Annotated in this window: 10 protein-coding genes; 3 read left to right on the top strand and 7 right to left on the bottom strand. The window is 62.5% G+C overall.

From position 1 onward, the window contains the following. Positions 1-61: 61 nt before the first annotated feature. The 4 genes from ppx to NMA58_RS05840 all read right to left on the bottom strand — a co-directional run bounded on the left by ppx (position 62) and on the right by NMA58_RS05840 (position 5,694). Positions 62-1,582, bottom strand: coding sequence for an exopolyphosphatase (ppx, locus tag NMA58_RS05855; protein WP_434712678.1), 1,521 nt, complete (start codon positions 1,580-1,582; stop codon positions 62-64). A gap of 11 nt (positions 1,583-1,593) precedes the next feature. After that, a complete protein-coding gene (locus tag NMA58_RS05850; RefSeq protein WP_430957744.1) occupies positions 1,594-3,798 on the bottom strand; it encodes an RNA degradosome polyphosphate kinase in 2,205 nt (734 codons plus the stop codon). Positions 3,799-3,863: 65 nt separating this feature from the next. Further along, positions 3,864-4,577 carry a DnaA regulatory inactivator HdaA gene (hdaA, locus tag NMA58_RS05845; RefSeq protein WP_434712676.1) on the bottom strand — a complete coding sequence of 238 codons (714 nt, stop codon included), beginning with the start codon at positions 4,575-4,577 and terminating at the stop codon, positions 3,864-3,866. Next, complete coding sequence (locus tag NMA58_RS05840; RefSeq protein WP_085780030.1) at positions 4,570-5,694, bottom strand: AI-2E family transporter; 1,125 nt, start codon at positions 5,692-5,694, stop codon at positions 4,570-4,572. The genes hdaA and NMA58_RS05840 overlap by 8 nt, the downstream gene beginning before the upstream one ends. A gap of 247 nt (positions 5,695-5,941) precedes the next feature. On the opposite strand from NMA58_RS05840, the gene purM reads away from it, so the two are divergent. Further along, the gene (gene purM / locus NMA58_RS05835) at positions 5,942-7,015 is read left to right on the top strand and encodes a phosphoribosylformylglycinamidine cyclo-ligase (RefSeq protein ID WP_430957746.1); all 1,074 of its coding nucleotides are present in this window, start codon (positions 5,942-5,944) and stop codon (positions 7,013-7,015) included. Continuing rightward, complete coding sequence (purN, locus tag NMA58_RS05830) at positions 7,012-7,683, top strand: phosphoribosylglycinamide formyltransferase (protein ID WP_430957747.1); 672 nt, start codon at positions 7,012-7,014, stop codon at positions 7,681-7,683. The genes purM and purN overlap by 4 nt, the downstream gene beginning before the upstream one ends. Before the next feature lie 264 nt (positions 7,684-7,947). Here purN and NMA58_RS05825 read toward each other — a convergent pair whose 3' ends face one another. The 3 genes from NMA58_RS05825 to NMA58_RS05815 all read right to left on the bottom strand — a co-directional run bounded on the left by NMA58_RS05825 (position 7,948) and on the right by NMA58_RS05815 (position 12,054). Further along, the gene (locus tag NMA58_RS05825; protein WP_434712675.1) at positions 7,948-9,117 is read right to left on the bottom strand and encodes an alpha-D-ribose 1-methylphosphonate 5-triphosphate diphosphatase; all 1,170 of its coding nucleotides are present in this window, start codon (positions 9,115-9,117) and stop codon (positions 7,948-7,950) included. 145 nt (positions 9,118-9,262) lie between these two features. Further along, positions 9,263-9,853: an NUDIX domain-containing protein gene (locus tag NMA58_RS05820; RefSeq protein ID WP_430957749.1), complete on the bottom strand. Its 591-nt coding sequence runs from the start codon at positions 9,851-9,853 to the stop codon at positions 9,263-9,265. Beyond that, positions 9,850-12,054, bottom strand: a complete 2,205-nt coding sequence (locus NMA58_RS05815; RefSeq protein ID WP_434712674.1) for a molybdopterin oxidoreductase family protein — start codon at positions 12,052-12,054, stop codon at positions 9,850-9,852. The genes NMA58_RS05820 and NMA58_RS05815 overlap by 4 nt, the downstream gene beginning before the upstream one ends. Before the next feature lie 16 nt (positions 12,055-12,070). On the opposite strand from NMA58_RS05815, the gene NMA58_RS05810 reads away from it, so the two are divergent. Continuing rightward, on the top strand, positions 12,071-12,940 hold the full coding sequence (locus NMA58_RS05810) for a 23S rRNA (adenine(2030)-N(6))-methyltransferase RlmJ (RefSeq protein WP_434712673.1): 870 nt from the start codon (positions 12,071-12,073) through the stop codon (positions 12,938-12,940). Positions 12,941-12,983 lie beyond the last annotated feature (43 nt).

Raw genomic sequence — 12,983 nt, 5'->3', positions numbered from 1 at the left:
GAGATTGAGAGGGCGGCGCATCAGTGCCGCCTTTGTTGTTGAGGGCGTGCCGCAAATCAACCTACTCGAACCGGAACGCCAGACGCTTGTTCGTCAGCCGCGACAGCTGCTGCAGGCGACCGTCCAGGCGTTCGCCGGCGAAATCGCGGTATTCCGGCGGCACCACGAATTCGAGGTCGAAGTCCGGGTTCGACGATTTGCGGAAGGTCAGGTTCTTGACGACGCCGGGCATTGAGGCCGAGAAGAGGTAGACGACGCGCAGCATGCCGCCGAGCAGCTTGGCGCGCTCGATGAACTGCGGAGTGGCGATCTGCGCCAGCGGGCCGGTGGCGCCGTCGTCATGCAGCCCCTCGAAACGGTAATAATTGGTGAGCGCGATGAAGGCGCGACCGGGATGGCTGATGCCGACGAAGGACGAGTGGGCAATGACGTTCAGCGCCTGCAGGCCACGGTAATCAGGATGGGCGCGCCAGCTGATATCGGCGAGCAGACAGGCGGCCTGGCGATAGCGGCTTTCCTCTTCGGTTTCCTGAACGTCGAAGAAAGGCATCATACGGCCGGTCCATTCCGCCAGTTCGCGGGCGTGCTCCGGCGAACGGGCACGCAGGATCGCCAGTTCGCCTGCAGCGGCCAACAGCGGATCGGCGCGGCGCTCGGCCTCAGACAGCAGCGAATAAAGATATCCCTCGCGCACGCCCTGCGCCGAGAAGGAAATCACCGACGGCTTCATCACGCTCAGCACCTCCTTCATGGCGACGGCGCCGAAGGGCAGCAGCGAGCGGCGGTGCTTGGAAACGGCCTGCAGCGCCGGCTCGCGCGAATCGCGCGCGGTCATCACCTGTTCGAGGAACAGCATCATCGCTTCAAGCGATACCTCATAGCCCTGCATCATATGCAGCGGATAATTGGTGATCTCCATGTGCAGCTTGGCGATGTTTCGCCAGGTGCCGCCGACGGCGTAGAAGGTGCGCCCCTCGCCGTTCGCCAAAAGCTTTGCCGTCTTCAGCTGCTTGCGGGCGAAGTCACGCGCTTTGGAAAGAGAACCGCCGGCATATTCCGACAGGCGCAAACCGCCGAGGGGCAGCGTAATGCCCTTGCCGACCTCCTTGCCCTTGATGTCGATCAATTCAAGAGAGCCGCCGCCGAGGTCACCGGCAATGCCGTCAGGATTGAAGAAACCGCTGATGATGCCGAGCGAGGCGAAACGAGCCTCCTCCTCGCCCGAGAGCACCCGGACGTGGCGCTGCAGGATCGTCTCGGCCTGATGGATGAAATCGGGGCCGTTGCTCGCCTCACGGGCGGCGGCCGTCGCCAGCACATACATGGTGGCGGCCCGCGCCTGATCGGATAGGGCCTTGAAACGGTGGAGCGCCGCCAGAGCCCGAGCGACGCCCTCTTCATCCATCTTGCCGGTGACGGCTATGCCTTTGCCGAGGCCGCAGAGGACCTTTTCGTTGAAGAGGATCGTAGGCGAACGGGACAGGCCTTCGTAGACGACAAGACGAATGGAATTCGATCCGATGTCGACGACGGAGACCGGGGCGATCCCTGGAAGGCGCCCCTGGGCTTCAGATTCAACCATATGGTCCAGTTTTACTTGTTGTTGCGGCCTTCGAGCAGGCCGGCGATCAGTTTCGGCGCGCTTGATTTCAGAGCTTCACCACGGCCTGACAGGCTCGGATTAGTCATGAAATACTGTTGCGCATTGAACGGCTCCTCGCCCCTGCGCACTTCCATGCGCCGCGACGTACCGTCGGGCAATATCTCGTAGCTTTGTTGATTGTCAATCACGTTGCCGAGCATAATCTGTGACAAGACCTGCTCATGAACAGTCGGATTCGTCAGCGGAACCATGGTCTCGACGCGGCGGTCGAGATTTCTCGGCATCATGTCGGCCGAGCCGATGTAGACCAGCGCCTTGTCGGAAGGCAGGCCATGGCCGTTGCCGAAGCAGAAGATGCGGCTATGCTCGAGGAAGCGGCCGATGATCGACTTGACGCGGATCTTCTCCGAGAGACCGGGCACTTGGGGACGCAGGCAGCAGATGCCGCGCACGACGAGATCGATCTCGACGCCCGCGTGGCTGGCGCGATAGAGCGCATCGATAATGTCGGGGTCGACGAGCGCGTTCATCTTCATCCAGATCGCCGCCGGCCTGCCGTTCCTGGCGTGTTGAATCTCTTCATCGATGTGACGCAGGATGCGCGGGCGCAAGGCATTGGGAGAGACGGCGATCTGCATTCCTTCTTCAGGTTCGCCGTAGCCGGTGATGAAGTTGAAGATGTTCGCCATGTCGTGGGCGATGACGGAATTGCAGGTGAAATAGGAGAGATCCGTATAGATCTTGGCGGTGATCGGGTGGTAGTTACCGGTTCCCAAGTGACAGTAGGTTCTGAGCTTGCCTTCCTCGCGGCGGACGATCATAGACATCTTGGCGTGGGTCTTGAGCTCGATGAAACCGAAAACGACCTGCACGCCGGCGCGTTCGAGATCGCGTGCCCAGCGGATATTCGCCTCTTCGTCGAAGCGGGCCTTGAGCTCCACCAGCGCTGTCACCGACTTGCCGGCTTCAGCGGCATCGACCAGAGCGCGGACGATCGGGCTGTCGTTCGAGGTGCGGTAAAGCGTCTGCTTTATCGCCAGAACGTCAGGATCGCGCGCAGCCTGGAGAAGGAACTGGACCACCACATCGAAGGATTCATAGGGGTGATGGACGACCATGTCCTTCTCGCGGATGGCGGCGAAGCAGTCGCCGGCATGTTCGCGGACGCGCTCGGGAAATCGCGCATTGTAGGGCTGAAACCTGAGATCGTCGCGCGGCGCCTTGGTGATCTCCGACAGAGTGTTCAGCGCCAGGAGCCCCGGCAGAACGGCGACGCGATTGTCAGGGATGCTGAGTGCCTGCACGACGAACTGACGCAGCGAGGCCGGCATTTCCGAATCGGTCTCGATGCGGATGACCTTGCCGCGGCGGCGTCGCTTCAGTGCCGTTTCGAAAAAGCGCACGAGATCCTCGGCCTCTTCCTCGACTTCGATATCGCTGTCGCGGATGACGCGGAACGTACCGGAACCCTGCACCTCGTAGCCCGGATAGAGACGGTGAATGAAGATGTTGGCGACGTCTTCCAGCGTGATGTAGCGGATCGTGTTCCCATCATCGGGCAGCCGGACGAAGCGGTCGAGCGCCACCGGCAGGCGCAGCAGCGCCGTCATCGGCTCGCGGCCATTCTTGCTGACGAGCTGCAGCCCGATCGAAAAACCGAGATTGGGAATGAAGGGGAACGGATGAGCCGGATCGATGGACAGCGGCGTCAGCACCGGGAAGATCGCCTGTTCGAATTCGGCCGCCAGCCACTGGCGGTCTGCATCACTCAGGGCGCCCGGGCGCACGATCAGAATGTCTTCCTTGGCGAGATACTGCTGCAGCACGGCGAGCGAAGCCTGCTGCTCCATCTGCAGATGGTCGATCTCCTGCAGGATCGAATCGAGCTGTTCGGCCGGTGTCTTGCCGTCGGGGCTGCGGATGGCGATGTTCTGGCGCACCTGGCCCTCGAGGCCGGCAACGCGCACCATGAAGAACTCGTCGAGGTTGGCTGCCGAAATCGACAGGAAGCGAACGCGCTCGAGCAGCGGATGCTCGGTATTCAGCGTCTCTTCCAGGACGCGCCGGTTGAACTGCAGCCAGGAGAATTCGCGATTGATGAAGCGCTCGGGGCTCGCCAGCAGTTCTTCCAGCGGGGGGACATTGTCGTTGGTTTCCGGAGTGAGTTCCTGATGTTCTGCGACTGCGCTGTCCATGGTCCGCTTACCCCGTTTTCAATCGCGACGGCAATTATATCAGTTTCACGACGGATCTGTGACAGTCAATCGGCCAGTTCCGAATTTCCCAATTCATTCAATACCTCGGCAGCAAGAGACCGGGTGATTTTCGTGCCCCGCGACAGGGCCAGCCGGTCGAGCCTTTCGACGATCATCTGGGCCGCGTTCAGCGACCGCTCCATCCGGTTGACGATATAGAGCACGAGTTTGTCATCTATATAAAGCTGCCGGTCGGCGAAGAGCTTGACGATCACCTGCGACAACAGGGCATCATCCGGCTCACCGATCTCGACGACGGTGGCGGCCTTGAGGCGAGAGCGCAGATCCGGCAGCAGGACCGGCCACGACATCGGCCATAGACGGCTTGTCATCAGCAGGCTGGTGCCGTTTTCGCGCACGCTGTTGATGACGTGGAAGAGCGTGTTGTCGTCGAAGCCGAGACGATCGGCATCCTCGAACAAGACAGGGCCGTTCGCCGCCGTGACCGCGGCATTGGAGCCGACCTTGGGGTGAATGATCTCCGCTCCGCTGTGTTCTTTCCAGATCCCGGCCAGGTGCGATTTTCCGGATCCTACCGGACCGGCGAGGACAACGACCGGTGACGGCCAGTTCGGCCATGCATCGACGATCGAAACGGCGGCGGCGAGACGCTCCGAGATCAAGAGATCGTCGCGGCCGGTTGCAACATCATGTGAAAAGGCCAGGGGAAGCTGCTCTCCGGCCTTGCGCTTCGGATCAGCGTTCTTCACGTCATTCATTGGGTACTGATTTCGTCTTCCGGGCGCGGCCGCCTGATGACCCGCCAAAATAAAGATCGCTCTGAAGGTAGCGTGAAAGCGCGAAGCGGACAAGAACGCCGACGGCCGCGGCGGCCGGCACGGCGACCAGAAGCCCGACGAATCCGAAGAGCGCGCCGAAGGCAAACAGCGCAAACATCAACCAGACCGGATGCAGGCCGACGCTGGAGCCGACGAGCTTCGGCTGCAGGATGTTGCCTTCGAGGAACTGGCCGCTGAAGAAGACGGCGAGCACCAGCCCGATCCAAGGATAATCCGGCCAGAACTGCACGAGTGCCACGCCCACAGCGAGAATGAGGCCGACTAGCGAGCCGACATAGGGAATGAAGCTGATCATGCCGGCGAAGAGGCCGATCAGCAGGCCGAAATTCAGCCCGACCAGGGAGAGGCCGGCGGCATAATAGACGCCAAGGATGAGGCAGAGCGAACCCTGGCCGCGAATGAAGCCGGCGATCGCCTGATCGACTTCCTTGGCAATCTGGCGGACGTCGCCGACATAATCGCGCGGGATCCACTGGTCGACCTTGGCAACCATGCGGTCCCAATCGAGCAGGATATAGAAGGCGACGACGGGGGTGACGACGAGCAGCGATATGACGTCGACGATCGCTTTGCCGGAATTCCAGAGCTGCGCGAAAAGCCCCGTAAGGAAGCCCATGCCTTCGGAGAGGATGCCGGAGAGATTGTCCTTGATCGTGCCGGCCTGGCTCTTGACCCAGTCCGGCAGCAGCGAATTCTGCGTCTGGGTGACGAACTGCTGCAATTGGCTGATATAACCCGGCAACCGCTCGGCGAAATCATTGAACTGGCTGATGAGCACGGGAATGAGGATCATCAGCGCCAAAGCGAAGACGACAACAAAGGCAATGAGGATGACGATGGTCGCCATCATACGGCTCAGGCCGAGCCGCTGCAGCCTGTCCGCCACCGGATCCAGGAAATAGGCAATCGCCATGCCGGCGACGAAGGGCAGCAGGATCGAGCTGAAGACATAGAGGAAGGCGATGAAGAAGACGAGCACGGCCAGCCAGAAGAATATCTGGCGCTTCAGACTATTGCCGCTGACATGCTGTGGCATCGCTTCCCCGCTGATCGCTCGCCGCCGCCCAAACGCCGCGCCCGATCCGGCGCGGCCATCAAGCACATAGGATGCAGGCGCAAAGATGGTCAACCCTGTCACATCAAATCCCGGAAAGCCTCGGGGGAGACGTGGGAAATTGGGGGCTTTTGCCATGCGACGCTTGCATAAAGGCCCCTGTCATGCAATTGCGACCGGCAGATGACGCGGCGCGTCTGCCGCCCGGAAATAGCCATCGGAGACCAGCATGAGCCAGTCTGGAAAAAACGGCCTGACCTATAGCGATGCGGGCGTCGACATCGATGCCGGCAACCTCCTCGTCGAGAAGATCAAGCCGGCGGTGCGCTCGACGCGCCGGCCGGGCGCCGACGGCGAGATCGGCGGCTTCGGCGGGCTCTTCGATCTCAAGGCGGCGGGCTTCACCGACCCGGTTCTCGTCGCCGCCAATGACGGCGTCGGCACCAAGCTGAAGATCGCGATCGACGCCGACTACCACGACACCGTCGGCATCGACCTCGTCGCCATGTGCGTCAACGATCTCGTGGTCCAGGGCGCCGAGCCGCTGTTCTTCCTCGATTACTTCGCGACCGGCAAGCTCGACCCCGACCAGGGTGCTGCAATCGTCGGCGGCATTGCGGCGGGCTGCCGCGAGGCGGGCTGCGCGCTGATCGGCGGCGAGACGGCCGAGATGCCCGGCATGTATTCCTCCGGCGATTACGATCTCGCCGGCTTTGCCGTCGGTGCTGCCGAACGCGGCAAGCTGCTGCCCTCAGGCGATATCGCCGAGGGCGACGTGATCCTCGGCCTTGCCTCCTCCGGCGTCCATTCCAACGGCTTCTCGCTGGTGCGCAAGATCGTCGAACTCTCCGGCCTCGGCTGGGATGCGCCGGCGCCGTTCGCCGAAGGCAAGAAGCTCGGCGAAGCGCTGCTCGAACCGACCCGCATCTATGTGAAGCCGCTCCTGAAGGCGATCCGCGAGACGGGGGCGCTGAAGGCGCTCGCCCACATCACCGGCGGCGGCTTCCCGGAAAACATTCCGCGCGTGCTGCCGAAACATCTGGCCGCGGAGATCGATCTTGGCGCCGTCAAGGTCCCGCCGGTCTTCTCGTGGCTCGCCAAGATGGGCGGGGTCGAGGCCAAGGAAATGCTGCGCACCTTCAATTGCGGCGTCGGTATGATCGTCGTCGTCGCCAAAGAGAATGCCGCCGCGGTATCGCAGGCGCTCGAAGCCGAAGGCGAGAGCGTCATCATGCTCGGCCGCATGATTGCCCGCGCCGAAGGCGCTGCCGGCACGGTCTACAAGGGTACGCTTGCCATATGAGCGCGCCGCGCAAACGCGTCGTCGTCCTCATCTCCGGCGGCGGCTCCAACATGATGGCGCTGGTCGCGGCGGCGAAAGCGGCCGACTATCCGGCCGAAATCGTCGGCGTCATTTCCGATAAGCCGGACGCCGGCGGGCTCGCGAAGGCAGCGGCCGAGGGCATTGCCACCTTCGCCTTTCCTCGCAAGGACTATGCCAGCAAGGAGGCGCACGAGGCGGCGATTTTTTCTGCGCTCGATGAACTTTCGCCGGACATCCTCTGCCTGGCCGGCTACATGCGGCTGCTGACGGCGACCTTCATCCAGCGGTATGAAGGCCGGATGCTCAACATCCACCCTTCCCTGCTGCCGCTGTTTCCGGGCCTGCATACCCATCAGCGCGCCATCGACGCCGGCATGCGCATCGCCGGCTGCACCGTGCATTTCGTCACCGAAGGCATGGACGAAGGGCCGACGATCGGTCAGGCGGCCGTCCCGGTTCTCTCGGGCGACACGGCCGAGAGCCTTGCCGCGCGGGTGCTGACCGTTGAACACCAGATCTATCCGCAAGCGCTGCGGCTCTTTGCCGGGGGTCTGGTGACGATGGAAGGCGGCAAGGCGGTGGGTGCTGAGGTTTCGCTTGCCGTGCCGAAGGGGCAACTGATTTCTCTGATCGGCGACCGCGCATAAAAGGCATTTTCATGCCACGCGGCTCAGATTGCTAACAAAGCCCGGCACGTCGCTATGCTCGGACTTGTCTTAGTCCTGCCATTTCGAAAGCTGCCCCTCATCCGGCTGCCGCCACCTTCTCCCCGCTCGCGGGGCGAAGGGGATATGCCGCACCCTCTCCGGTCCCACTCGCTCTCGCAGGGCACGTCCCCTCGCCCCGTTTACGGGGAGAGGGTTAGGGTGAGGGGCAACCATCGGCACGAACCGCAGTTTTGGGAAAATGCATTAAGCCGCCAGCGCCCGCAGCGGATGCAGCGTGCCGTCGCTGTAGACGAAGCGGCCGGCGCGGAAGGTGGCGCGGATGCGGTTGATGTCGCCGGGCTCCACAACGACCAGATCGGCGCGTTGGCCGAGGGCGATTTCGCCACGGTCCAAGAGACCAGCGGAGCGGGCGGCGTTGCCGGTCGCCATGGCGACGGCTGCTGGCAGCCCCCCTTCCACCGTATCGGCAAGCTTGAATATGCCGGGGACGAAGGCGGCCGGATGATAGTCTGCGGCGATGATGCTGAGCAGCCCGGTCCTTGCAGCGTCGAGGGCGCTGAGATTGCCTGACATCGACTGGCCGCGCAGGGCGTTCGGCGCGCCCATCAGCGTCCAGAGGCCGCGGCGTCGCGCCTCTTCGGCTGCAGGAGCGGTGACCGGAAACTCGCTGATGGTGACGCCGAGATGGTGCATTTCGGCAACTTTCTCGACGCTGTCGTCATCGTGGGAGGCGAGCGACAGCTCGTGCTTCAGCGACAGCGCGACAATCTCCTTCAGCTTCGCTTCGATCTCGGGATTGTTGCGCATGGCGATACGCTTGGCGACGATCTCGGCGGCCATTTCCTCGGAGATGGCGCGGCGCTCGGAAATGCTGAGGATGTAGCTCTGCAGGTTGTTGTACTGGCCCTGGCCGGGCGTGTGGTCGGTCAGCGACACCATGTCGATCTGATCGGCATTCAGCAGCCGCTCGAGTGCGGGAGCGGCGCCGACATTGGTGATTTCATAGCGGGCATGAACGCGGTGGTCGATCAGGAGGTCATCACGCAGCCGGTTGATGCCCTCGATCACCGCCGACGTCGTCTCAAGCGAGCGGACGTGGCCATAAACGCTTTCCGTGGCGAAAGAGACCGCGGCAAAAGCTGTGGTCACACCGGCAGCGGCAAGCTTCTTGTCGAGTTCGTGGATGCCAAAGTCGATCGGCATGGTCGCGTTCGGCCGCGGCGCGATCTCGCGCTCGATCATGTCGCCGTGCAGGTCAACGAAGCCCGGCATCAGCAGCAGCCCGCGGCCATCGATCGCAGCGCCGGCAACCGGCTCCGGCCGGATCTCGGCGATGGCGCCGTCCTCAACACGCACGGAACCTTTGCTCACCACCTCGCCCGGGAGAACGAGGGTGAAATTGCTGAGCCACATGGGCTTTCTCCTGACCGCATCCGATGATCGACAAACCGCAGCGGATAGAACCGCTTCGTGACAAACGTATGAATTTACGCGCGCCGGCAATTTAATGCCGGAGCCGACGTGGGTGATCGAACGATCCCCCCAGACATCCAACTCGCTATCTGATCCTATCCCGGTTCAACGCGGCCCATTGCAAAAGCATGATCGTCTTGGCGTCGAAAATCTCGCCGGTCTCGATCATCCCTGCAGCGTCGTCGAGCGGGATTTCCAGAACCTCGATATCCTCATGCTCCTCGTCCAGACCGCCGCCTTCGGCGACGCGATCGGCGGTGTCGATCAGGGCTGCGAAGAAGTGGACGACTTCGCTAATGGCGCCCGGCGACATGTAGCATTTAAAGAGGAAGCGCGCCTCGCGCAGGCGATAGCCGGTCTCCTCCATCGCCTCGCGGCGTATCGCCGTCTCGGGATGATCGTTATCGAGAAGGCCGGCCGGCACTTCGATAACCCAGGCGGGATCGCCGTTCAGATGCACGGCAAGACGGAACTGGCGGACAAGGACGACCAGATCGCGTTTCGGATCATAAAGCAGAATGCAGGCGGCCGGCGTGCGGTGGTAGACCTCCCGCTTCAACCGCTGGGTCGCGCCGTTACGGTCGATATAGTCGAGCAGATAGCTGCTCAACCGCGTCCACCCATTCGACAGTATTTCCTCGCCGACGATCTTCACCCGTGATTTCGGCTGCATCATGCTGCGTCCTTGCGAAGCCAGACCTTGTTGTCGTGTACCGCCGCTCCGCCATAAGGCGCGACCGGATCGGCGCCCGTCAGGACGTTGATGCCCTCGCCGTCGACATGCGCCTTGTTCGGCCAGAGACCCTCGGCAATCAGAACGCCCGGTTTCACCTCCGTGGTGATACGGGCGTGGATGCGGAGATCGCCGCGGCTGTTGCCGATGCGGACGAGATCGCCGTGGGCGACACCGTTGGCTTCGGCATCGACAGGATTGATCATCACCTCGGGACGGCCCTCTTTCTGACGAGACGTCTTGGTCTCCGAAAAGCTCGAATTCAGGAAGTTGCGCGCCGGCGACGTGGCGAGACGGAAGGGATGCTCTGGATCGGCAACTTCGATGATATCGACCTGATCGGGGAAGGCCGGAAGCTCGGCATGCGGCCCGAGCGCGCCGATGGCGGCCGGCGGCTTGTTCGGTGCGGGCTGGTTGATCCAGTCGGGGCGGAAATGGAACTTGCTGTCGGCATGAGCAAAGCCGTTCAGGAAATGGGCGTCCTCGAAAGCCGGCTGGCGATCGAACCATTTGTGTTCGAGGAAATGATCGTAATCCGGCAGGTCGCTCGATCGGAGGATGCGGTCGATCATCTCGCGGGCGGTAAAGCCGAAGCCGGGACGATCGGCGACGCCGAGGCGTTTTGCCAGTTCCTCGATGACGAAGAGATTGGTGCGCACGGTCGGCGGCGGCTCGACCAGCTTCGGTCCCAGCAGGATGTGGTTCTGGCCGCCGGCGCGGTAGATATCGTCGTGCTCAACGAACATGGTCGCAGGAATGACGATATCGGCGATGTCGGCCGTTTCGGTCATGAACTGCTCGTGGACGGCGACGAAGAGATCGTCGCGGGCAAAGCCGCGCCTCACGAGACGCTGCTCGGGAGCGATGTTGGCGGGATTGGTGTTCTGGATCAGCATCGCCGTCACCGGACCACGATGGCGCAGCGCCACCGGATCTCCGGTCAGCACCCGGCCGATCTGCGACTGGTCGAGCATGCGGATATCGCCGTCCTTCATCAACCGGCCTGTCAGTTCCGCATTATTCATGCGGAAGATATCGCTGTTCGAATGGAAGGCGCCGCCGCCCTCATATTGCCAGGAGCCGAGAACGGTGGCGACCGACGCGGCCGCATGCATGGCGACCGCGCCGTTGCGCTGGCGGGTGAAACCGTAGCCCAAGCGGAAGAAGGTCTTCTTCGTCGTGCCGACGAGGCGGGCAAAGGCTTCGATCTCCTCGACCGACAGACCGGTGATCGCAGCGGCCCATTGCGGCGTCTTCGTCTTCAGATGCGCTTCGAGACCCTGGGGATCGTCGGCATATCTCGCCATGTAGTCACGATCGGCATAGCCATCCCGGAAGGCGATGTGCATGGTGGCGCAGGCGAGCGCAGCATCGGTGCCAGGCTTGACGATCAACGCCATGTCGGCCTGCTTCATCGTCGGATTGTCATAAATGTCGATGACGACAATCTTGGCGCCACGCTCTTTGCGTGATTTGACGGCGTGGGTCATGACGTTGACCTGGGTCGAGACCGCATTGGTGCCCCAGATGACGACGCAATCGGTGCGGCCCATCTCGCGCGGATCAGGCCCACGGAGCGTGCCGGTTGCCATGGTGAAGCCGGTCCAGGCCGGATTGGTGCAGATCGACGAGAAGAAGCCGGAATAGCGCTTGGCGTGGCGCAGCCGATCGATCGAATCGCGCTGCACCCAGCCCATCGTGCCGGCATAGAAATAGGGCCAGATGGCCTCGCTGCCGTCCCTTGCCTCGGCCTTCACGAAGGCTTCGGCGATTTCGTCAAGCGCATCGTCCCAGGAAATCTGCTGCCACTGCCCTGCCCCCTTGGCGCCGGCGCGGCGCAGGGGATGCAGCAGCCGGTCGGGATGATAGAGCCGTTCGGCATAACGGGCGACCTTGGCGCAGATGACGCCCGAGGTGTAGGAATGGTCGCCGGCGCCGCGCACGCGTCCGATGCGGCCGTCCTCCGATATCTCAACCTCCAGCGCGCAGGTGGAGGGACAGTCGTGCGGACAGGCCGTGTGGCCGATCTTGCTGTCCAGCTTCGGGGATTTGGCGTCAATGGGGGTCGCAATGTTCATGGCATTTGTATATGCCAAGGCCTGCATGGCCAAAAGCCAGAAAAACTCCCCATGACGTGAATTCATACGGACATCAGCGAAAATGAACTACCGCCATATCTACCACGCGGGCAATTTTGCCGATGTGCTGAAACATGCCGTGCTGGCGCGACTGATCCGCTACATGCAGAAGAAGGAGGGCGCCTTCCGCGTGCTCGATACGCATGCCGGCATCGGCCTCTACGACCTCTCTTCCGAGGAAGCGCAGAAAACCGGCGAGTGGCAGGCCGGCATCGGCAAACTGATGGAGGCCGAACTCGGGCCTCAGGTCTCCGAGTTGCTGGAGCCCTACCTCTCGGCGATCCGCGAACTCAATCCCGACGGCGGCATCCGTTTCTATCCCGGATCGCCGAAACTTGCGCGCATGCTGTTCCGACCGCAGGACCGGCTGTCGGCGATGGAGCTGCATCCCGAGGACTTTGCCCGCCTGCATCGGCTGTTCGAGGGCGATCACCACGCCCGCATCACCGAACTCGACGGCTGGCTGGCGCTCGGCGCGCATCTGCCGCCGAAGGAGAAGCGCGGCATCGTGCTCGTCGACCCGCCCTTCGAGGAGGAGGACGAGTATGAACGCCTGGCCAAGGGACTCGAAAAGGCCTATCGCCGCTTTCCCGGCGGTACCTACTGCCTTTGGTACCCGTTAAAGAAGGGCGCGCCGATCAAGGAATTCCACGAGGCTCTGCAGGCACTCGACATCCCGAAGATGCTTTGCGCCGAACTCACCGTGCGCAGCGACCGCGGCATGACTGGACTGACCGGCTCCGGCCTCGTCATCGTCAATCCGCCATTCACACTAAAGGATGAGTTGCACCAGATGCTTCCGGCGTTGAAGGACCATCTTGCCCAGGACCGCTTCGCCTCCCACCGCGCCTTCTGGCTGCGCGGCGAAAACAAGACGATCAAGAGCGATTGACCGGGCAAGCTGCTTCGGGAATAGTCCGTCCCACCGCCCCAGA

The organism is Rhizobium sp. YTUHZ045 (assembly GCF_051124255.1).
Classification (GTDB): Bacteria; Pseudomonadota; Alphaproteobacteria; order Rhizobiales; family Rhizobiaceae; genus Rhizobium.
The sequence above is the reverse complement of the archived record's forward strand: the minus strand, read 5'-3'. Positions and strand labels throughout refer to the sequence as shown.

Excerpts from the sequence above, each read along its gene's own strand:
- ppx (WP_434712678.1), bottom strand. The coding sequence starts at position 1,582 with ATGGTTGAATCTGAAGCCCAGGGGCGCCTTCCAGGGATCGCCCCGGTC.
- NMA58_RS05850 (WP_430957744.1), bottom strand. The coding sequence starts at position 3,798 with ATGGACAGCGCAGTCGCAGAACATCAGGAACTCACTCCGGAAACCAAC.
- hdaA (WP_434712676.1), bottom strand. The coding sequence starts at position 4,577 with ATGAATGACGTGAAGAACGCTGATCCGAAGCGCAAGGCCGGAGAGCAG.
- NMA58_RS05840 (WP_085780030.1), bottom strand. The coding sequence starts at position 5,694 with ATGCCACAGCATGTCAGCGGCAATAGTCTGAAGCGCCAGATATTCTTC.
- purM (WP_430957746.1), top strand. The coding sequence starts at position 5,942 with ATGAGCCAGTCTGGAAAAAACGGCCTGACCTATAGCGATGCGGGCGTC.
- purN (WP_430957747.1), top strand. The coding sequence starts at position 7,012 with ATGAGCGCGCCGCGCAAACGCGTCGTCGTCCTCATCTCCGGCGGCGGC.
- NMA58_RS05825 (WP_434712675.1), bottom strand. The coding sequence starts at position 9,117 with ATGTGGCTCAGCAATTTCACCCTCGTTCTCCCGGGCGAGGTGGTGAGC.
- NMA58_RS05820 (WP_430957749.1), bottom strand. The coding sequence starts at position 9,853 with ATGATGCAGCCGAAATCACGGGTGAAGATCGTCGGCGAGGAAATACTG.
- NMA58_RS05815 (WP_434712674.1), bottom strand. The coding sequence starts at position 12,054 with ATGAATTCACGTCATGGGGAGTTTTTCTGGCTTTTGGCCATGCAGGCC.
- NMA58_RS05810 (WP_434712673.1), top strand. The coding sequence starts at position 12,071 with ATGAACTACCGCCATATCTACCACGCGGGCAATTTTGCCGATGTGCTG.